At 36.7% G+C, this 20,406-nt stretch carries 19 protein-coding genes and 1 pseudogene; 15 read left to right on the top strand and 5 right to left on the bottom strand.

The features are described 5' to 3' along the window. The first annotated feature begins 5 nt into the window (after nt 1–5). Together JR050_RS14350 and JR050_RS14345 are read left to right on the top strand one after the other, a co-directional pair. Nucleotides 6–506, top strand: coding sequence for a hypothetical protein (locus tag JR050_RS14350; RefSeq protein ID WP_204204191.1), 501 nt, complete (start codon nt 6–8; stop codon nt 504–506). Further along, the gene (locus JR050_RS14345; RefSeq protein ID WP_204204190.1) at nt 503–1,567 is read left to right on the top strand and encodes a DUF4097 family beta strand repeat-containing protein; all 1,065 of its coding nucleotides are present in this window, start codon (nt 503–505) and stop codon (nt 1,565–1,567) included. Before JR050_RS14350 ends, JR050_RS14345 begins: the two co-directional genes overlap by 4 nt. Before the next feature lie 20 nt (nt 1,568–1,587). On the opposite strand, the gene JR050_RS14340 is transcribed toward JR050_RS14345, so the two are convergent. Further along, entirely contained in the window at nt 1,588–2,751 is a 1,164-nt protein-coding gene (locus JR050_RS14340) for a CapA family protein (RefSeq protein WP_204204189.1), read from the bottom strand. A 113-nt stretch (nt 2,752–2,864) separates the two neighbouring features. Next, the gene (locus JR050_RS14335) at nt 2,865–3,050 is read right to left on the bottom strand and encodes a hypothetical protein (RefSeq protein WP_204204188.1); all 186 of its coding nucleotides are present in this window, start codon (nt 3,048–3,050) and stop codon (nt 2,865–2,867) included. Between the two features lie 183 nt (nt 3,051–3,233). Here JR050_RS14335 and JR050_RS14330 point away from each other — a divergent pair, with 183 nt between their 5' ends. The 5 genes and pseudogenes from JR050_RS14330 to JR050_RS14310 all read left to right on the top strand — a co-directional run. After that, nucleotides 3,234–4,151, top strand: coding sequence for an alpha/beta fold hydrolase (locus JR050_RS14330; protein ID WP_204204187.1), 918 nt, complete (start codon nt 3,234–3,236; stop codon nt 4,149–4,151). 79 nt (nt 4,152–4,230) lie between these two features. Next, on the top strand, nt 4,231–4,857 hold the full coding sequence (locus JR050_RS14325) for a histidine phosphatase family protein (protein ID WP_204204186.1): 627 nt from the start codon (nt 4,231–4,233) through the stop codon (nt 4,855–4,857). A 78-nt stretch (nt 4,858–4,935) separates the two neighbouring features. Further along, nucleotides 4,936–5,676 (top strand): 3-oxoacyl-ACP reductase FabG, encoded by a 741-nt coding sequence (fabG, locus tag JR050_RS14320; RefSeq protein WP_204204185.1) that lies wholly within the window; start codon nt 4,936–4,938, stop codon nt 5,674–5,676. 35 nt (nt 5,677–5,711) lie between these two features. Then, nucleotides 5,712–6,062, top strand: a complete 351-nt coding sequence (locus JR050_RS14315; protein ID WP_204204184.1) for a hypothetical protein — start codon at nt 5,712–5,714, stop codon at nt 6,060–6,062. Between the two features lie 295 nt (nt 6,063–6,357). After that, nucleotides 6,358–6,795, top strand: a pseudogene (locus JR050_RS14310) (peroxiredoxin-like family protein); the annotation flags it as partial. A gap of 95 nt (nt 6,796–6,890) precedes the next feature. Here JR050_RS14310 and JR050_RS14305 read toward each other — a convergent pair. Continuing rightward, the gene (locus JR050_RS14305; protein WP_204204182.1) at nt 6,891–7,037 is read right to left on the bottom strand and encodes a hypothetical protein; all 147 of its coding nucleotides are present in this window, start codon (nt 7,035–7,037) and stop codon (nt 6,891–6,893) included. 125 nt (nt 7,038–7,162) lie between these two features. On the opposite strand from JR050_RS14305, the gene JR050_RS14300 reads away from it, so the two are divergent. After that, on the top strand, nt 7,163–7,609 hold the full coding sequence (locus JR050_RS14300; protein WP_204204181.1) for a GNAT family N-acetyltransferase: 447 nt from the start codon (nt 7,163–7,165) through the stop codon (nt 7,607–7,609). Between the two features lie 18 nt (nt 7,610–7,627). Here the strand turns inward: JR050_RS14300 and plsY are convergent, their stop codons facing one another. Next, nucleotides 7,628–8,239, bottom strand: coding sequence for a glycerol-3-phosphate 1-O-acyltransferase PlsY (gene plsY, locus JR050_RS14295; RefSeq protein WP_204204180.1), 612 nt, complete (start codon nt 8,237–8,239; stop codon nt 7,628–7,630). 151 nt (nt 8,240–8,390) lie between these two features. On the opposite strand from plsY, the gene JR050_RS14290 reads away from it, so the two are divergent. From JR050_RS14290 to JR050_RS14280, 3 genes are all read left to right on the top strand, one after another. Beyond that, entirely contained in the window at nt 8,391–10,115 is a 1,725-nt protein-coding gene (locus JR050_RS14290; RefSeq protein WP_204204179.1) for a glycosyl hydrolase family 18 protein, read from the top strand. 280 nt (nt 10,116–10,395) lie between these two features. Next, nucleotides 10,396–12,570 (top strand): DNA topoisomerase III, encoded by a 2,175-nt coding sequence (locus JR050_RS14285; RefSeq protein WP_204204178.1) that lies wholly within the window; start codon nt 10,396–10,398, stop codon nt 12,568–12,570. Between the two features lie 41 nt (nt 12,571–12,611). After that, nucleotides 12,612–14,009: a DEAD/DEAH box helicase gene (locus JR050_RS14280; protein ID WP_204204177.1), complete on the top strand. Its 1,398-nt coding sequence runs from the start codon at nt 12,612–12,614 to the stop codon at nt 14,007–14,009. Between the two features lie 75 nt (nt 14,010–14,084). On the opposite strand, the gene JR050_RS14275 is transcribed toward JR050_RS14280, so the two are convergent. Beyond that, complete coding sequence (locus JR050_RS14275) at nt 14,085–14,666, bottom strand: DUF502 domain-containing protein (protein ID WP_204204176.1); 582 nt, start codon at nt 14,664–14,666, stop codon at nt 14,085–14,087. A gap of 222 nt (nt 14,667–14,888) precedes the next feature. Here JR050_RS14275 and JR050_RS14270 point away from each other — a divergent pair, with 222 nt between their 5' ends. The 4 genes from JR050_RS14270 (at nt 14,889) to parC (ending at nt 20,305) form a co-directional block, all read left to right on the top strand. Beyond that, on the top strand, nt 14,889–15,188 hold the full coding sequence (locus JR050_RS14270; RefSeq protein WP_204204175.1) for a hypothetical protein: 300 nt from the start codon (nt 14,889–14,891) through the stop codon (nt 15,186–15,188). 56 nt (nt 15,189–15,244) lie between these two features. Further along, the gene (locus JR050_RS14265; protein ID WP_204204174.1) at nt 15,245–15,658 is read left to right on the top strand and encodes a CoA-binding protein; all 414 of its coding nucleotides are present in this window, start codon (nt 15,245–15,247) and stop codon (nt 15,656–15,658) included. 244 nt (nt 15,659–15,902) lie between these two features. After that, entirely contained in the window at nt 15,903–17,870 is a 1,968-nt protein-coding gene (parE, locus tag JR050_RS14260; RefSeq protein WP_204204173.1) for a DNA topoisomerase IV subunit B, read from the top strand. Between the two features lie 5 nt (nt 17,871–17,875). Continuing rightward, the gene (gene parC / locus JR050_RS14255) at nt 17,876–20,305 is read left to right on the top strand and encodes a DNA topoisomerase IV subunit A (RefSeq protein WP_204204172.1); all 2,430 of its coding nucleotides are present in this window, start codon (nt 17,876–17,878) and stop codon (nt 20,303–20,305) included. Nucleotides 20,306–20,406 lie beyond the last annotated feature (101 nt).

Raw genomic sequence — 20,406 nt, 5'->3', positions numbered from 1 at the left:
ACAATGTGAACAAATCAAAAGGATTAACGTTTATACTTTCATTTGTCCCGGGACTTGGACATTTTTACTTAGGTCTAATGAATCGTGGCTTGCAATTTATGATTATGTTTTTTGCTTCAACATTTTTAGCAGATAGCTTTTTCTTATTCGGTGTTGCAATACCGATAATCTGGTTCTTTACCTTATTTGATGCTCTTCAACAGCATCGTACAATTAAAGAAAGAAATGAAATCGTAGACGAACCATTGTTTAATTGGGGAGAACTTCAAGAGAAGAAATATATTATTGGATGGGTATTAATTGGTTTAGGTGGATTATTTTTACTAGATCAACTTTCTCCCATTATTGATGATTTTATCAGAATGAGTATAGTTAGAAATACGGTGATAAGTGCAATCTTTATTTATGTCGGGTATAGACTCATTACAGGAAAACCGATTTTACCAACTAACTCTAAAAAAACTTTGCCTCCTGTTTTACAAGAGAAGGAGGAGGTTAAAGAATGAGACAGTGGAAAATAGGTACGATAACAGCGGGGGTACTACTCATTTCGTTAGGAGTATTGTGGTTAGGTAACAACATTTGGGAATTTCCAATCCACACTATAATTGCTAATGCTTGGCCAGTATTATTAATTGTGTTAGGAATTGAAGTGTTAATTCATCAGTTTTTTAAGAAGGAAGAAAGTTTAAAGTTTGATGGATTTAGTATCTTTCTAGTTATTATGCTTGGACTTATTAGTATGGTTATATACGGAGTTCAGTCAACGGGTGTACTGCCAGCCATCTCCAACGTTATAAACGGAGAGAAATATTCAAATGACATTCAATTAACAGAAGATGCTTCAAATGTAGAAGAGTTAGTAGTAGAAATACCAAATGGCGATATTACACTTTCAGGTTCTGATACGAAAGAAGTTTTGGTAGATGGAATTTTAAATGTACGAGCAGAGAACGAAGAAAAGGCAAAAGATCTACTTGAAAAGAGTGTAACCTTGAAAAAGGTAGGGAAGAAGCTAATTCTAAAAGTAGAAATGCCAACTAATCAATCCTTTATTGATTGGATGAATTATGACGGGACATTTAATATTAGTTTGCCGAAGGAACTGTTTGTTAAAATGAATGTTGCAAATGGTGATGTTGAAGCGAATGATTTATTGAGTGGTACTCAAATTGAGCTTATAAATGGTGATCTTCAAATAGAGGATGTAACAGGACTTATAAGAGTTACTAACCAAAATGGATCCATCACTATAAAAGAAATTGATGGGGAATTAATTGCCTCTTTAACAAATGGTGACATTGATGTAGTGACATCTAAAATAACAGGAGCTATTGATATAGAAACTGTTAACGGTGAAGTTACAACTACAATTCCAACAGATGCGGACGTGAAAATGAACGGTGAAACGCAAAATGGAGAAGTTGGAGGAACTGTATCATGGGAGAGATCTGGTAGTGAAGATGATCATTTCTATGATAAAAATGGTAAGCTTACAATGGGAAAAGGGACATATGATGTGGACATCTCAAGTGTAAATGGCGATGTGACAGTTAAAACAAATTAATTAATGAAAGTGGCTCAAGCTTAATTTGCTTGAGCCACTTTTGTATTTGGTAATAGCTTATACATATGATCGTTAATATCAGTAAACATCTTAGGAGCATTTGCCAAACCGAATTGGGATGCTTTGTCTAACGGAACAATTTTAAAACGATGTGATCTCGAAACATAGGTGGATTGAAAAGTTGGATTTTCAACCTCGATTTTTGTTGCACCGTCCTGTATTTCTTTGTTTACAGTAAGTGTTAAAATTCCACCAATTTCTCGATAAATGGATTTTTGACTTGATAGGAAATTACCTAATGAATAGATAACAAAGCCTTTATGACCGTCTTCCGCTTCAATCCATTCCATTGGTTGAAGAACGTGTGGATGGTGTCCAAGTATAATATCCGCTCCTTGACCAATCACGGTTTTTGCAATATTTCTTTGCTCATCACTCGGCATACGTTGATATTCATTTCCGAAGTGAAGGCTTACAACGACTACATCACTTTGTTCTTTTGCGAGCTTAATGTCTTTTTCAATGATCTTTAAATCAATTAAGTTAACTAAATAAGGCTTGTCCTTTGGCACAGGGATCCCATTCGTTCCATACGTATAAGCAAGAAATGAAAATGTAATACCATTTTTCTTAATGGTACGTATAACGGTTTGGTCTTCAGGTGATGAATAAGCACCGGTATAAGGTAATCCAATCTTATTGTAGTGGTTGATTGCGTTTTGTATCGCTTTTTCACCACGGTCAATTGTGTGATTATTTGCGATTGTTACAATATCCACTCCAGTATCCTTCAAGGCATCTCCTACTTCAAACGGGCTATTAAAGGAAGGGTAAGTCGACAAACCGATTTCATGACCACCAATCATCGTCTCTTGATTTGCAACCGTTATGTCTGCAGTCTCTAACATTGGTTTAACGTCAGAGAACATAGGCTTGAAATCATATCCGTTACTAGTTTTCGCAGCATTGTATACCAGGCTATGAATCAAGATATCACCAACAGCTGTTAGGGTTGCAGAGCTCTTAAAGTCTTTTGCTGAAAGATTTTCAGTCCGCTTGGAGTGTGATTTGACAGTATATACTTCATGATCAGTCGTGTTTACTTGATCTATAAAAACAATTCCGAAAAGTATAATAGTAAGGATTAAAGTAGAATACCCAAATAATCGTGTTCGTTTGCTCATTATAGCTACTCCCTTTTTATCACGTATGTTACTTATCTACTTCTTACTATAATACAAGTTTTGACAAAATGTGCATTTTTTTTGTAAAGAAAAAGAAAGAAAATTCTAAATGGTTACTCGTCTTCGTCTAATTGCTCATTCCACTGCAAAAGTTCATCAAATGTATTGATTTTCTTGTTAGGTCCAAAATGAGCAGCATCTTCAATCATCTCAAAAAGCTCTAGTGCAAACTCTTGGTCTTCATTTGAATCTTTTACTTCTACTTCATACATATAATTTCGATGACGCTTCCTTTTCATGAGGAATCCCCCTAAGTGATAATAATTGTAACTAGTGTATGCCTATTTTATTGAAATAAACCTTTTGAATTACAAATTTTAGGTGAATTAATCACACAACAATCTTGAAGGATATTTCTTCCTTTTCGAGAATAACTAAACAAAATGATTATTTTTGTATTTTTGAAAGAGAGGTTGGTTTTAATGATTGGGAACTTAATTGAAATAAGAGGCAAGAAAATATATATTGAACAATTTGGACTTACCTCTAACCCTCCAATTCTTTATTTACACGGTGGTCCTGGTGAAAGTTGTTATGATTTTACATATCATCAAAAGAGTAGATTAGAAAAGCACTTTAGAGTGATTGCTATCGACCAAAGAGGAGTTTGTCGATCGGAAGTTATTGCAGAAGGAGAAAACTTCTCTTTAGATGACCTCATAAATGATTGCGAGGCTATTAGAGAGTATTTACATATAAGTACATGGTCTGTAATTGGTCACTCGTTTGGTGGATATGTAGCCCTTCTTTATGCATCTACTTATCCTCATTCTATTGATAAACTTGTGTTTGAGTGTCCCACATTTGATTTTGCACTTACTTCAAGATTCCTTCTATTGAAAACTGCATCATTAGCCAAAAAGTATGGAGAAGTAGCTTTAGAAGAAAGATGTATGGATTTTCTAAGTGACCAAGATTTATCACCGCAGGAGCTGACAGAAGGGTACATGAAACTTAGCGATGTACTAGGAGAGAACCGAATGGAAATATACAGATATGTAAAGGACAATCCAACCGACTATTCACGTTATTCGGACGAAGAATGGGATTTATTTTATGACCGTTCAGAAGTATACTATGATCTCTTGAGGTCAGAAGGCAAGATCTTCAATTCGTTACTAGGAAAGATTAAAGAAATTAATACTCCAATGCTTCTACTTACATCTGACTTCGATGCAGCGACTTGTGAGAAACATATTGAAACATTTGTGTCGGATGCAAAGAAAGGGCAGATCTATCATTTCAAGGAGTGCGGACACACTCCACATTATGAAAAGGCAGATGAGTTTGCTCGTATTGTACAAAGCTTTGTTGGTGGAAAGGAATTAGTGTTCTCATAAGGATTCAAATGAGATACCTAGTAAATATAACATGAGCAGAGAACCACATATTCGCTATACAGAAAAATAAGGAGCAGAAATGAGCACACATATATATTTTACAAGACATGGTGAAACAGTTTGGAATACTCAAAAGCTTCTGCAAGGGTGGAAAGATTCTCCTTTAACAGATAGGGGGATAAATCAAGCAAAAAGGCTTTTACATAGGTTGTCAAATATTCCATTAGATGCAATCTACTCTAGTACAAGTAACAGAGCTTATCACACAGCGGAAATCATTAAGGGAGAAAGAAATCTTGAAGTTATCCAATATGAGAGTTTAAGAGAATTGTCCTTTGGGACTTGGGAAGGAAAAACGTTTGAGGAAAATGAAAAGGAAAGCATAGAAGATTGGATATCCTTTTGGGAAACGCCACATCTTTTTGCAAATAAAACAGTCGAGTCATTTGTGAACGTTCAAGAAAGAATGTCAAACACAGTGAAGATGATTGCTAATAATCACCCTGATCAAAATGTGTTGATTGTTACTCACTCCATTGCACTCAAACTTTTAATCGATTACTTTGAAGAAAATGAACTTAAAGATCTTTGGGCTACACCTGCTATTCCTTCGACAAGCCTAACTTTGGTGAAGTTTAATGATGATCAACCAGAAGTAGTGTATAAGTATGATATTGAACATTTGATAGAGGCAAATAGAGAATAACATTATTCTATTATAATAGTAGTAGAGAAAATGATATAATGACAGAAAAGTTTGAATTCACGCTTGGGGGAATAGATTGTGAGATTAGAGGGAAAAACAGCGATTGTTACAGGTGGAGCAAACGGCATTGGTTTAGAGACAGTTAAATTATTTGCGAGTGAAGGGGCAAATGTCGCTTTAGTAGATTTCAATGAAGAGGCTGGTAGGCGCCAAGAAATAGAACTTCAGGAAAAGTGGAGCACCATAAAGTTTTTCCAAGCAGATGTTTCGAATCGTGAAAGTGTCAACAAAATGGTTGAAGAAGTTGTGACTCACTTTGGTGGAATCGATATATTGGTAAATAATGCTGGTATTACAAAAGATAAAACCTTGAAGAAGTTAAGCTTAGAAGAATTTCAAGCGGTCATAGATGTTAATTTAACTGGTGTATTTAATTGTACTCAAGCGGTTTTACCTTATTTACTAGAGAAAGAGAAAGGTAAAATTGTAAACTCATCATCTGTTGCAGGAGTGGCTGGGAACATTGGTCAAACGAATTATTCAGCATCCAAAGCGGGTGTTGTTGGCTTAACGAAAACATGGGCAAAGGAACTTGGTAGAAAGGGCATTAATGTCAATGCAGTTGCACCTGGATTTATCGAGACTGATATGACTGCAGCAATACCAGACCATATTGTGATGCAAACTAGAATGATTACAGCTAGTCCTCGTCTAGGAAGACCAGCAGACGTTGCTAACGCCTATCTTTTCTTAGCTTCGGAGGAGTCTGACTTTGTAAACGGGCATATCCTAAATGTCGATGGCGGGATGCTGAAGTAAAGGCTACTAAAAAGCAAATGGAGTTGGTGTTTATTTTGAAGGTTATTTTATTAGGTGTCTCAATTGTAGTGATGATCACAGTGCTAAGGTTATTTCCAACACTAGAAAACAAACATCACTCTATGAAAAATCAAATCAAACAAAATACATATTTACTACTATTAGGTGTATTAATAGTTGGTTGTATCCTATACATTCCATATCAAATTTGGAGAGTAACAGGTTCACCCACTGACTGGGATGGAATGTACATTTTAGGTGGATCGTTAGTAGGAACTTTTGTTTTATGTTTCTTTATATACGCTACTTCTAAACAACAATTTTTGAAAAGAAAAGTAGGTTCCTGTTTAGTAATCGAGGGTTGCGTACAGGATACGGAGCCATAACCGTATATATCGAGTTAACTGAAGTGGGGATCCAACTAAGAGGAAGTGCCGTACATATACCTGAAAAGTGCATCCAGCAATTTGGTCTCTCAAAAGAAAAATATGTGGATTTACAAAGAAAAATAATCAGATTATGACAAGTCTTCAAAAAGTAACGAAAATAACGGATGAGGTGAAGTAAATGGATGCGATTCTCGAGCAGCCTTTTCATGGAGAGAAATCATTTAAAGTACTGATTCAAAACAAGAGAAGTTTAGTCGTTTTTCTAAGACACCCTGGCTGACCAGTTTGTAGAGAAATGCTTACGCAGTTGCGTGAGAGATATGAGGAATTAACACAATATGGGTTCCAAGTTATCGTCATCACACCATCAATTGGTGCTTTTTTAGAACCATTTCAAAAAGCTTTTGGTCCTTTTCCATTTCCAATCTATGGTGATCCAAAACGAGAGTTATACCGTAGCCTAGGGCATATTACGATGAATAAGTGGAAGTTACTATATAAGGCATTGAAGTTGTTTTTTACGGGTGGGTCTAAATCATTTTTACCTAAAAATGTGGAGCAAAGGAAGCTTGTTCAAAAAGCAATGAAAACACATGATGTATTTATCCAAGGTGGAACATGGCTTTTTAATGAGCATGGGAAGACATTATGGAAACATGTGGACTCTTCGCCTGAGGACCATGCAACAATCGATAAGATACTTGAAGAAATGAAATGTCATTCGAAATAACCGTAAGCACGTGTATGGACAGACACGTGCCTTTTTTAACTAAATTAGTATCAAGAATTTATTGTTGTATTCAGCTAAATGTCAAACCTATCTCTTTAACTAGGGTCATTCTCATCTAATGATAACGTTGTTACCTCTGTATAATCTCCGTGATTGATTTCTTCTTGTGTGGCGTCACGATTTAATTCATCCTCCGTATTCATACCTTCTGCAATAGACGGCTTTTCATTTTTTTCCTTCATCCAATCACTCCTTTTTGCTAATAAAGTACCCTAACATCATGAATTCATGCATTACTTTTCATTTACGAACGGCTCTATTATGACATATTATGGATATATATAGACGACATAAACGGGGGATTTAGATGAGTATCATTACAATTCAATCGATTAATAAGGGAAATTGGGAAGAAGCAATCCAGTTATCTGTGAAGGAGGAGCAGAAGTCATTTGTTGCTTCAAACCTTTATTCGATTGCAGAGGTTCAATTTTTAGAAAATTTCTATGCAAAAGGAATTTATTTGGATAATATAATGGTCGGTTTTGCGATGTACGGTATTGACCCAGACGATCAAAATTTTTGGATTTCTCGATTGATGGTGGATGAAGTATACCAAGGGAAGGGAATTGGTATGGAAGCAATTAAGCTTATCATTGATGATATAAAAAGTATTAATAGATACGAGATTCCATATATTATGATCGGTTATAACCAGAGTAATGAATATGCTAGAAATGCTTATAAAAAAGCAGGGTTTGTTGAATCCGAGATAGCACCGTGGGGAGAACAATTAGCACGTTATAAGCTATAAAAAAGCAAGCAACTCGGTTTAAGAGTGCTTGCCTTTACTTTTTAGTAAATGTACCTTAGGCTCTGTTTTATCAATAATTCGTTTAATGTTCGCCCTGTGACGATAGAAAATAAAAATAACTAATACGGAAATGACAATAATTAACGGTAGGTCTCCAGTAAAGATACTGTATATTAACGCATATAGACCAGTAAGCATGGAGGATAAAGACACATATTTTGTAATTAAAATACATAGTAGAAACAGAGCAAGCATCGTGATGAACATCAATGGACTATAAAGTAGTAAAACTCCACCTGAAGTTGCAACGGCTTTTCCACCTTTGAAGTTTGCAAAAATTGGATACATATGCCCGATTACCGCAAATGTCCCGACTAGAAGTGGATGAAATTCTTCTGGACTTAGACCGAAGAAAAAAGGTAATGCGGTAGCAAGGGTTCCTTTCAAAATATCAGCAATGGTTACGATAAAACCAGCTTTCTTACCTAACGTACGAAATGTATTTGTACCTCCGAGATTTCCGCTTCCGTGTTCTCTTATATCAATGCCATAGCCTATTTTTCCAACTAATAATCCAGAAGGAATCGAACCGATTAAATAGGCAAGGATAATTACGATTGCTTCGAGCATGTTCAGTTCTCCTTTTATTCAAATTGTAACTTCTTCCATTTTCTTCAATAGAGAGATTCATCAACAAAAATTGAAAAATTCTTCTAATTATTGAATACCTATTTAATTTTAACGAAGTTTTCAGTAGGATGGAAGAGGGAGGTGCAATAAAATGCCTAGAATAGAAACATACAAGAAGAAATCTCTACCGAAAAAGTACATGATTCTAGGAATAATCGCATCTTTGCTCATTGTTTCTAGTAGTCTAGTCTTTTTATTATTTCCTTTTCCATCTACGGAGAAAGTATCGTATTTAACTGGGAAACACCAGATTATTTATAATGGGAAAATCCACGAAGAGGCGATTGTTTCAAACGATGTAATCTATTTGCCCTTAGCCTTTATTCAAAAAGAGATGGACCCAAGTGTGACATTAGATAAGGAAACGAATGCCATCATCATAACGACAAAGGATAAGGTTATTCAAATGCCTTCTGAATCACTTACTTCATTTGTGAATGGCGCAGGAGTAAACATTGAAGTTCCAGCAATGATAACGAAAGATAATATTGCTTATGTATCGTATTCGACTATTCAAAAGTATTATCCTTTTGAAGTATCTGTTTTACAAGAAACAGAGGCAATACATGTGATTCAAAATGGTGATACTCGTATTCTAGGAGAGGTCATTCCTTCAAAGAACGAGCATGAACATCGTATTCGAAAAAATCCAACGCTCACTTCACCTTATTTTGACACTGTAAAATCAGAAGAAATCGTAACCATTGAGAAAGAAGAAAATGAGTTCTACTTCGTCCGCAAACAAAATGGTATTGCAGGTTTTATTCATAAAGACAATGTAAAGGTTCAAAAAACAGAAACAGTTGTGATTAATAGAGAAGAGACACCGAGATTTTCGCCAACAGTAAAGTGGCCCATTAACTTAACGTGGGAAGCGGTTTATACGAAAAATCCAGATACAAATAAGTTGCCGGCTTTACCAGGTGTCAATGTTGTCTCTCCTACTTGGTTTTCCATTAAAAATGAAGCGGGTGATATAGCTAACCTTGGTTCAATGGAATATATGAACTGGGCGAAGTCAAAAAATATTCAAGTATGGGGATTGTTTTCCAATGATTTCAATCCTGAATTAACCCATAACGTTCTAGCAAATTTTGAAACAAGACAAGCTATGATTAGGCAGTTACTTCAATATAGTGAAATGTATAAGTTAAACGGAATAAACGTAGATTTTGAGAATGTTAATTTGGAAGATGGCAAGCTTCTTACTCAGTTTATGCGAGAATTAACACCATATATGCATGAAGCAGGACTAACTGTTTCAATGGATATCACATTTATCTCTACAAGTGAGAATTGGTCAATGTTCTATGAAAGAGACCAGCTTGCTAGTATAGTAGATTATTTAATTGTCATGGCGTACGACGAGCACTGGGGAACATCTCCTGTGGCAGGGAGTGTTGCTAGTTTTCCATGGGTAGAACAAAACCTGAAGTCTTTATTAGAAGTGGTCCCTCATGACCAAGTCATTCTCGGTTTGCCAACATATTCAAGAATATGGAAGGAACAAGATACAGAAGGTGGTAACATTGAGGTTTCTTCAAAGGCCTATTCAATGAATGACATTGGGGCGTGGATAAAGGAAAAACAAGTAACACCTGTACATGATGAAAAGTCAGGTCAAATGTATGCAGTGTACCAGGATGAGAATGAGAAGGCTATCTACAAAGTATGGATTGAAGATCGTGATTCCCTTGCAAGAAGAAGTCAAATGGTACATCACTACAATCTGGCAGGAGTTGCAACATGGAATCGATATTTTGCCAGCGATGATGCATGGAGTGCGATTGATGAGTCTTTAAAGAGGAGAAAGTAATGGCAAAACATGTAGTTGATTGATGTATAATAGAATAATTGTTCATATAAAGAAAAACAGGGTGTTTGTCATTCTGTTTTTCTTTGTGAAGAAAATGCTATACCATTAACACTTTGAGTTTGCTATAAGACTTTAATTTTACTACTTAGAGACTTTTTTCTTTCATGACATAACCATTTCACCTCATGGTATAATGTAGATATCTTATCCACGGGTAATCCTCTATTAAATTCTACGAAAAGACTACCAATCTAGTCAGTACAATTCAAGGAGTTCGATCATGAAAGTAATTATCGCAGAGAAACCAGATCAAGGAAGTACGCTTGCTTCACCGTTTAAGTCAAAGAAATATCAAGGTTATATTGAAATTTACCCAAACTCTACATTTCCAGATGGGGCATATGTGACTTGGGCAATTGGACATTTGTGTCAATTAGTGGCACCTGAAAAATATAAGCCAGAATGGAAGAGATGGTCGGTCCAAAATTTACCGATCATTCCAGATAAGTTTCAATATGAAGTCGAAAAATCAAAATTCAAGCAATACCAAGTTGTGAAAACCTTGCTTTCTAAAAAAGAGGTATCCGAGATTATTCATGCAGGAGATGCCGGGCGAGAAGGGGAGCTGATTGTTCGCAATATCATCAACCATGCTGGTGTGAAAAAACCAATGAAACGATTGTGGATCTCTTCTCTAACAAAAAAGGCCATTACAGATGGCTTTGAGAAGCTTCTTCAAGAACAGGACACACGTAGTCTTTTTTATGAGGCATACACAAGGGCATGTGCCGACTGGGTGATTGGCATGAATGCATCTCGAATTTACAGCCTTTTGTTAAAACAAAAAGGAATTGAAGATGTCTTTTCAGCAGGACGTGTACAAACACCAACACTTGCGTTAATTGTAAAGCGAGAATTGGAGATTGAACAGTTTAAGGCAGAGCCATTCTGGGAAGTCCTTGCAACTTTTAATATGAATGGAAAGAAATACGAGGGAAAATGGCAAAAAGATAATGAATCACGTATTAATGAAGAAGGAATGGCACAAAAAATCGCGGCATTTTGTCAGAAGAAACCGGCTAGAGTAGAAGAAATGGATACAGAGCGGAAGGAATATCAGCCGCCGATGTTATTCAATTTATCAGCCCTACAGGCTACAGCAAATAAAAAGTATAAGCTCTCGCCCAAAAAAACACTTGATACATTGCAGCAGTTGTACCAAAAGGGGATTGTTTCCTATCCTCGTTCTGATTCAGCATTCGTAACACCTGGAGAAGCAGAAACCTTTCCTGATATATTAGGTAAGATTAGTAGTTTAGAGTCCTATAAAGAATTTTTTCCGTTACCGATAGAATCAATTAAGGACAATAAACGTTATGTTAACGAAAAGAAGGTTACAGATCACTATGCGATTATACCAACAGAGCAAGTTGTTGATCCTTCTAAACTATCAGGCGATGAGCAAAAAATTTATGACTTAGTTATTCGCCAGTTATTAGCTGCTCATCATGAAAAAGCTATTTTTGATTACACAACGATTACGACTCTCGTCGACGAAAGAGCGCAGTTTATTTCAAAAGGTAAACAGCAAATTCAAGAGGGCTGGAGAAAGGTGATTTTCCAGGATGAACAAGATAAAGAAACGATCCTTCCAATAGTAGAAAAAAATGAAGAAGGTACCGTTTCAAATGTGAAGGTGAAGGAAGGAAAAACCCAGGCTCCAAAGCGCTATACAGAAGGTCAGCTAATTACGTTAATGAAAACAGCCGGTAAACATCTCGAAGATGGTGAACTTGAAAAGGTATTGATGAAAACGGAAGGCTTGGGAACAGAAGCAACAAGAGCGGGAATCATTACGATGCTGAAGGATCGTAAATATATCGATGTTAAGAAGAACCAAGTGTTTGCAACAGATAAGGGGAAAGTTCTAATCCGTGCAATAGGTGATAAAATCTTGGCATCACCTGAAATGACAGCTAAATGGGAGCAACGCTTATCTGAGATTGGAACAGGAAAAGCATCACCTGCTGTTTTTATGGAACAAATTAAGAAACTGTCCGAGAAAATCATACAAGATGCGATTTCTACTTCAAAGTCATGGGATTTTGAAGGGTTAAACGTAACATCTATCCAGAGAAAAAAATCCTCGAAAACATTTTCTAATGAAACAGTAGGAAAGTGTAAATTGTGCGAGGGACAAGTCGTCGATAAAGGTTCATTTTATGGTTGTTCAAATTATTCAAAAACAAAATGTACATTTACATTATCAAAACAGATTCTAGGGAAAAAGATTTCGTCTACACAAATAAAGAAACTACTCGAAACAGGAAGTACCGATGTTATTAAAGGATTTAAAAAAGGGGACAAGCCGTTTGATGCTGCATTAAAGCTGACGGAAGATAATTTTAAAGTTACTTTTATGATTAACGAGCCTCCATTAGTTGAACAGACATAAATTTGGATACAATAATAGAAGAGTTTTTATAAACGAAAGAAGTGAAGAATTTGCAGGACTTTATACAATTAGGCATATCAAATGAAAGACAGGAGATACTCCGCACAAACGGAATTGCGATACCAACACCTGTGCAACAGGAGGCAATTCCACATTTATTAGCAGGAAAAGATGTGATCACACAGGCCCAAACAGGTACTGGTAAGACAATTTCGTTTATTTTACCAATTCTCGAAAAAATTAATCCATCTGAAAAGGCGATACAAGCTCTAGTTATTACACCAACAAGAGAACTTGCACTTCAAATTACAAATGAGTTTCAAAAGCTGAAATCAGAGGACACGAACGTACTTGCTGTATATGGGGGACAGGATGTTGATAGGCAATTAAAAAGCTTACTTGGTGCTGTTCATGTTGTTGTAGGTACACCAGGAAGATTGTTGGACCATATTCGTCGTGAAACAATTAACTTAGAAGATGTCTCAATGTTAGTGCTTGATGAAGCGGATCAAATGCTTCATATTGGCTTTATTCATGAAGTGGAGACCATTATTCAGGAAGTGAATACAAGTCGTCAAACGATGTTATTTTCAGCAACACTTTCAGCTGATGTAATTCAACTAGCAAAAAAATATACGTCTAACCCAGTTACGATTAAGATTAACGAAGACCGTAAAACGTTAGATGAAATTAAACAATTTGTATATGAAACAACAGATCGAGCAAAACAAGCTACGTTAGTTGAAATATTAAAGCAGCATAGACCCTATTTAGCGGTTATTTTTTGCCGAACAAAGCGAAGAGTTTCAAAGCTAAACGAAGAATTAAAGGCAAAGGGAATTAATTGTGATGAACTTCATGGAGATTTATCACAAGCAAAGCGAGAACGAGTGCTGAAAAGTTTTAGACAAGCTGACATTCAATATTTAATTGCAACAGATGTCGCAGCGCGAGGGTTAGATGTTGAAGGTGTGACTCATGTATTCAACTATGACATTCCTGAAGACGTGGATAGCTATATCCATCGTATCGGCCGAACGGGACGAGCGGGTGGTCATGGAATTGCCATTACAACAGTTGCGCCAAAAGACTTAAGTCAATTGCAAGCGATTGAAAAGGGTATTGGTATGAAAATAACCCGTAAAAAGATCGAAGTGGATCCAAGTTTGTATCGAGAAGAAGATGCGCGTAAATCTCGTGAGAAAAATAATAAGACTGCTAGTAATAGACAAAACAGAGGTCGCAGCGACCAAAGAAGTAGTAGAGAGCATCGCGAACAACGCGAAAAGAAAAGAAATAATGAACAAAGCGCTGGGCAATCAAGTCGCTCAAAACGTAATAGCTCTGAACATATAGGTAATTCCCCTAGAGGTACAGGAAGACAAAGTGTTGGCAGGCCAGCTGCTCTAAAAGCTAGTCGTAATTCGAATAAGAGATAATAGAGTAAAATCCCCCTCAGCTGAGCAGATGGGGGATTTGTGCATTAATCATGTATAAGCAACGAACCATCTTCTTTATTTTCGCTTAGAAGTAGCGACCCCGCCTGAAAGTACAAACTTCATGGCATCCTCGGGTTGTACATCGAGAAACTGCACATCATTTTTATGTATTAAAAAGGTAAAGCCTGCAACTTGAAACGTTTGGGGGATGTATACAGCGATATGATCTTTTAGCTTTGAGTTAAACGATTCAACTTCTTCAGATGTTACAAATCCGATAACTTTCATTTCGGAATTCGGCATCGTAACGAGCGCTACTTTTGAAAAGGATTTTTTCTCACCAAGGAATGATTCGAATGTATCCTTAATCACTGAATATAGTGTTTTTACTAATGGGATTCTTTCCAACAATCGATCCATCAGTACAATAAGTTTTCCAGTTAAGAACTTCGTTGATAACCAGCCAAACAACGTGATGAGCGCTAATGTAATTAAAATTCCGATACCTGGTATGTAGTCTTCTTTCATATATGGTTTCAGAGCATTTCCTAAAATGCTATCTAGAAAATTAAAAACCTTTACAATAATGTAAATCACAAGAATAATCGGAACTATGGATAATAAACCTTTTGCAAAGTTGCGTAATAAAAACTTCAATGAAATCTCCTCTTCCTTTTACCATTCATGTCATAAGTATATGAGACTACTATATGTAAAATCAATCAAAATGAAAATCGCGAAAAAAAGTTAGGAATAGCAAGATCCCCTTAACAATACACGAAATTAGAATTTCCTACGACAACTTCGAAATCTCATTGTCATAAATACTTCAGCTTTGCTCAAACTAAGAAAAAATGACCTTTAAAGGAGATTACATACATGATTTTTTATGCGTGTGTTAAGTATGATGAAGTGCATCCAGAGACGTATAAAGGAATTGAAGTGACGACAATAGGTAATTCGAGTGACGTAGTAGCAAAGTTTGAATCCTATGATCCTGTGCAGGATTTTCATAATTTTGTTAGCTGGTCTGAAGGTGTAGGAGAAGATAATGTTGGATTTTGTGACAGTCTGAAGCATTTTGCGCAAGATTACGAAGAGGTTTCAAGTGAACATTCTCATGAGATGTTAGCTATGATCTACGGAGAACATGCAGATTGTGATAATCAATATTCTTGAACGACATTCTTAAATAGGGCATAGTGTATGGTATGATAAGGGAGAGTGACTGAATTATGACAATAAACAATCCAAGTCGTGAAGAAATTGGAAAAATATTAAAAAAAGCGAAACGAATTGCAGTCGTAGGACTGTCAAATAATCCTGATCGTACTTCGTATATGGTCAGTGAAGCGATGCAAAAAGCAGGTTATGAAATTATTCCAGTTAATCCACAGATAACAGAAGCTTTAGGGGTAAATGCTGTACCGACTTTAAAGGATATTGAAGGTCATGTTGATATCGTAAATGTTTTTCGCCGTTCAGAATATATACTTGATATTGCGAAAGAATTTCTTGAAATTGATGCAGATATATTTTGGGCACAGCTCGGCGTTAAAGACGAAGAGGCGTTCCAGTTATTAACAGAAAATGGTTATATTACCATAATGGATCGCTGTATTAAGGTAGAGCACGCACTGACAAAATAAAAAATCCTGTGAAAATCCTTGTCATATCAAGGGTTTTTTTCATCTTTTTTAAAAAAGGGTGTTTGCGAAATCGAAAACAACAAGTAAAATAAGGCATAGACATGCGTTTTTTCATAAAAAAGTAGAGAGACTATCAATAAGCATTACTTTCCTCTTAACGCATAAGAAATGGTTAGTACGTATAAGAGCGTAGAGATAGAATGGGACTAACCAAGTTTTTCAATCACGAAAGGGGACGAACTCTTTGGTAAGGCAACAACAACAATTCGATTATAATGATGAGGCCATTCAGGTACTTGAAGGTCTTGAGGCAGTTAGAAAAAGACCTGGTATGTACATTGGAAGCACAGACTCAAGAGGTCTTCATCATCTAGTATATGAAATACTCGATAACTCTGTAGATGAAGCGCTTGCAGGGTATGGTGATACTATTATCGTAAAGATACATAAAGACAATAGTATTTCCGTACAAGATAAAGGACGCGGGATGCCAACAGGAATGCACAAAATGGGGAAGCCAACTCCTGAAATTATCTTTACTGTTCTTCATGCAGGTGGGAAATTTGGACAAGGTGGATACAAAACAAGTGGTGGATTACACGGTGTTGGTGCATCAGTCGTAAATGCTCTATCTGAATGGTTAGAAGTAACGATTAAAAGAGATGGATTTGTATATAAGCAACGATTCGAAGATGGTGGAAAGCCTGTAACAACTCTCGAGAAAACCGGGACAACGAAGCAAACAGGTACGCATATACATTTCAAGCCTGACCCAACGATTTTTAGTGCAACCGTGTATTCATTTGACACGTTAAGTGAGCGCTTAAGAGAATCAGCCTTTTTATTAAAAGGTTTAAAAATAGAATTAATTGACGAACGTCATGAACAACATGATATTTATCATTATGAAAACGGCATTTCAGCATTCGTTGAATATTTAAACGAAGAAAAGGACGCACTTCATCAAGTAGTGTTTATGGAAGGTGAAGTGAACGATATTGAAGTAGAGTTTGCATTTCAATTTAACGATGCATACTCCGAAACGGTACTTTCCTTTGTTAACAACGTTCGTACAAAAGATGGTGGAACACATGAGGCGGGGGCGAAGTCTGCTTTAACTCGTGTCTTTAACGAATATGCGAGAAAGGTTAGTTTGTTAAAGGAAAAAGACAAAAACCTTGAAGGTGCCGATATTCGTGAAGGATTAGCAGCGATTGTTTCAGTTAGAATACCTGAAGCAGTTCTTCAATTTGAAGGGCAAACAAAAGGGAAATTAGGTACAAGCGAAGCTCGTTCTGCCGTAGATGCGGTAGTATCTGAAAAACTGGCGTATTTCCTTGAAGAAAACCCTGACATTAGTTCATTACTCATTAAGAAGGCGATTAAGGCTTTCCAAGCTCGTGAAGCAGCGAGAAAAGCACGAGAGGATGCTCGTAGCGGGAAAAAGAAAAAACGCTCAGAGGCCGTTTTAAGTGGAAAGTTGACACCTGCACAATCACGTAATCCTCAAAAGAATGAACTATACCTTGTAGAGGGTGACTCTGCCGGTGGTTCTGCGAAGCAAGGTCGTGATCGTCGTTTTCAAGCCATTCTTCCACTTCGAGGAAAAGTAATCAACACAGAAAAGGCGAAGCTAGCCGATATATTCAAAAATGAAGAAATCAATACGATCATTCACGCCATTGGTGGTGGAGTGGGTACTGATTTCTCTGTAGAAGATATTAACTATGACAAAGTTGTCATTATGACCGATGCCGATACAGACGGAGCGCATATTCAAGTTTTATTACTAACGTTTTTCTATCGCTACATGAAGCCTTTAATTGAAGCAGGTAAAGTGTATATTGCACTTCCACCACTCTATAAAGTAAGTAAAGGAACTGGAAAAAAAGAAGTTATTGAATATTCTTGGTCTGATGATACATTGAAAGATGCGATTAAAAAGATTGGGAAAGGCTATACGCTTCAGCGCTATAAGGGTCTAGGTGAAATGAATGCTGACCAATTATGGGATACAACGATGAATCCTGAGACAAGAACGTTAATTCGCGTTCGAATTGATGATGCAGCGAGAGCAGAGCGTCGTGTTACAACATTGATGGGTGACAAGGTTGAACCTCGTCGTAAGTGGATCGAATCAAATGTTGATTTCGGTATGGAAGAGGAATCGAATCTACCAAATGCAAAAATTTCGACCCTCGAGGAGGTTTAATATAAATGACACAAGAATTATTTAAAGATTTACCACTTGAAGAAGTTTTAGGTGACCGATTTGGTCGATACAGTAAATATATTATTCAAGACCGTGCCCTTCCAGATGCGCGCGATGGTTTAAAACCTGTACAGCGTCGTATTTTATATGCGATGTATGCAGAAGGAAATACACATGAAAAAGGTTTCCGGAAATCTGCGAAAACCGTTGGTAACGTAATTGGTAACTATCATCCTCATGGAGACTCATCGGTGTATGAGGCAATGGTACGTATGAGCCAAGATTGGAAAATGCGTAAATATTTAGTTGAAATGCACGGAAATAACGGGAGTATGGATGGTGACCCTGCTGCTGCGATGCGTTATACAGAAGCAAGACTTTCTGCCATTGCAACAGAGCTATTGCGTGATATTGACAAAAAGACTGTAGAATTCATTTCAAACTTTGATGATACGAGTATGGAACCTACTGTGTTACCAGCCATGTTCCCTAATCTGCTAGTAAACGGTTCTACTGGTATTTCAGCAGGTTACGCAACAGACATTCCACCTCATAATCTTGCAGAAGCTATCGATGCGGTCATTATGAGAATGGACAAGCCTAGTGCGACAGTTGAAGACCTTATGACTGTTTTGAAAGGGCCTGATTTTCCAACTGGTGGAATCATCCAAGGCGTTGATGGTATTAAAAAAGCTTATGAAACGGGTAAAGGAAAGATCATTATCCGTGGTAAGGCTTCAATTGAGGATGTCAAAGGTAGCAAGCAGCAAATCGTCATTACAGAAATTCCATTTGAATTGAATAAAGCAAACTTAGTGAAGAAAATGGACGAGCTGCGCCTTGATAAAAAGGTTGAAGGGATTTCAGAGGTTCGTGATGAAACTGACCGTACCGGATTACGTATCGTTGTTGAATTGAAGAAGGATGCCGATGCAAACGGCGTATTAAATTATTTATATAAGAATACAGACTTACAAGTTCCTTATAACTTTAATATGGTTGCGATTTCCAATCGTCGTCCACGTTTGATGAGTTTACCAGCTTTATTGGATGCGTATATCGAGCATCAAAAGGAAGTTGTGACAAATCGCTCTAAATACGAACTTAGAAAAGCTCAAGAGAGACAACACGTTGTAGAAGGTCTAATGAAGGCGTTATCGATATTAGATCAAGTAATCGCAACAATCCGAGCATCTAAAGATAAAAAGGATGCGAAAGAAAACTTGATGAAGGAATATGACTTCACAGAGCCACAAAGTGAGGCAATCGTTTCCTTACAACTATATCGTTTAACAAACACAGACATAACTCAGTTAATGAAGGAATCCGAGGAATTAACGGCTAAGATTGAAGAATTAACACAAATTTTAAATAGCGAAGCAAAGCTTGCTTCAGTTATTAAAACTGACCTAAAACGAGTGAAAAAATCATATGCTGATGTTAGACGTACTCGTATTGAGGCAGAAATTGAAGAAATCAAGATCAATCTAGAAGTTATGGTACCTTCAGAAGATGTCATCGTAACTGTTACGAAGGATGGCTATGTCAAGCGTACAAGTCAACGGTCTTACGCCGCATCCAATGGCCAAGATTTTGGTATGAAGGATACAGACAGAATATTAAGGAAACTGGATATTAATACAACGGAAACACTGTTGTTGTTTACGAACAAAGGAAACTATTTATACCTTCCAGTTCACGAAATTCCGGATATTCGCTGGAAAGATCTTGGCCAGCATGTTGCCAACATCGTACCGATTGATAAAAATGAATCAATTATAGAAGCACTTCAAATAAAAGATTTCGAAGCTCCATACTATTTATTATTTACAACGAAAAACGGTATGGTGAAAAAGACAGAATTGAACCAGTATAAAGCATCACGATATTCAAAGGCGTTAGTAGCAATCAACTTAAAGGATGACGACCAAGTTGTAGAAGTTCACTTAACTGACGGTACACAGGATGTGTTCCTTGCTACTAGTGTTGGTTATGCCCTTTGGTTTAGTGAAGAAGAAGTAAATCCAACTGGTGCAAGGTCAGCAGGGGTAAAAGGTATTAACTTAAAGGATGGCGACTTTGTCGTAACAGGTGCAGTCATCATTCCAGACAAGAAAGTGAATTTAGTTCTTGTCACACATCGTGGATCAACGAAGAAAATGGGATTATCAGAATTTGAAAAAGCAACGAGAGCAAAACGTGGTGTTGTTACATTACGTGAATTAAAATCAAATCCACATCGAATTGTTAAGATAATTCCAGTTGTAGATTCTGAAGATTTAGTGGTAGTACAAACTGCAAAAAATGTTACCGAAACGGTAGACCCGGTTAACCTACGTCCAAATGACAGATACAGCAATGGGTCATTTGTTGTAGATATAGATGATGCAGGTGTCGTAACTGAGGTTTGGAAGCTGGCTAAAGAGGTAGAGTAAGATTTAGAGCATATCCAAGAGGATATGCTCTTTTTCTATCGTTTTGGTTCATATATCAGGATTTCGATGCAAAAATATATATTTTGATGCATATATTAAAA

The organism is Bacillus suaedaesalsae, from assembly GCF_016890225.1.
GTDB lineage: Bacteria > Bacillota > Bacilli > Bacillales > SA4 > Bacillus_BS > Bacillus_BS suaedaesalsae.
This window is presented reverse-complemented; position numbering and strand designations above follow the sequence as displayed.

Excerpts from the sequence above, each read along its gene's own strand:
- JR050_RS14345 (WP_204204190.1), top strand. The coding sequence starts at position 503 with ATGAGACAGTGGAAAATAGGTACGATAACAGCGGGGGTACTACTCATT.
- JR050_RS14340 (WP_204204189.1), bottom strand. The coding sequence starts at position 2,751 with ATGAGCAAACGAACACGATTATTTGGGTATTCTACTTTAATCCTTACT.
- JR050_RS14335 (WP_204204188.1), bottom strand. The coding sequence starts at position 3,050 with ATGAAAAGGAAGCGTCATCGAAATTATATGTATGAAGTAGAAGTAAAA.
- JR050_RS14330 (WP_204204187.1), top strand. The coding sequence starts at position 3,234 with ATGATTGGGAACTTAATTGAAATAAGAGGCAAGAAAATATATATTGAA.
- JR050_RS14325 (WP_204204186.1), top strand. The coding sequence starts at position 4,231 with ATGAGCACACATATATATTTTACAAGACATGGTGAAACAGTTTGGAAT.
- JR050_RS14305 (WP_204204182.1), bottom strand. The coding sequence starts at position 7,037 with ATGAAGGAAAAAAATGAAAAGCCGTCTATTGCAGAAGGTATGAATACG.
- JR050_RS14300 (WP_204204181.1), top strand. The coding sequence starts at position 7,163 with ATGAGTATCATTACAATTCAATCGATTAATAAGGGAAATTGGGAAGAA.
- plsY (WP_204204180.1), bottom strand. The coding sequence starts at position 8,239 with ATGCTCGAAGCAATCGTAATTATCCTTGCCTATTTAATCGGTTCGATT.
- JR050_RS14290 (WP_204204179.1), top strand. The coding sequence starts at position 8,391 with ATGCCTAGAATAGAAACATACAAGAAGAAATCTCTACCGAAAAAGTAC.
- JR050_RS14285 (WP_204204178.1), top strand. The coding sequence starts at position 10,396 with ATGAAAGTAATTATCGCAGAGAAACCAGATCAAGGAAGTACGCTTGCT.
- JR050_RS14270 (WP_204204175.1), top strand. The coding sequence starts at position 14,889 with ATGATTTTTTATGCGTGTGTTAAGTATGATGAAGTGCATCCAGAGACG.
- JR050_RS14265 (WP_204204174.1), top strand. The coding sequence starts at position 15,245 with ATGACAATAAACAATCCAAGTCGTGAAGAAATTGGAAAAATATTAAAA.
- parC (WP_204204172.1), top strand. The coding sequence starts at position 17,876 with ATGACACAAGAATTATTTAAAGATTTACCACTTGAAGAAGTTTTAGGT.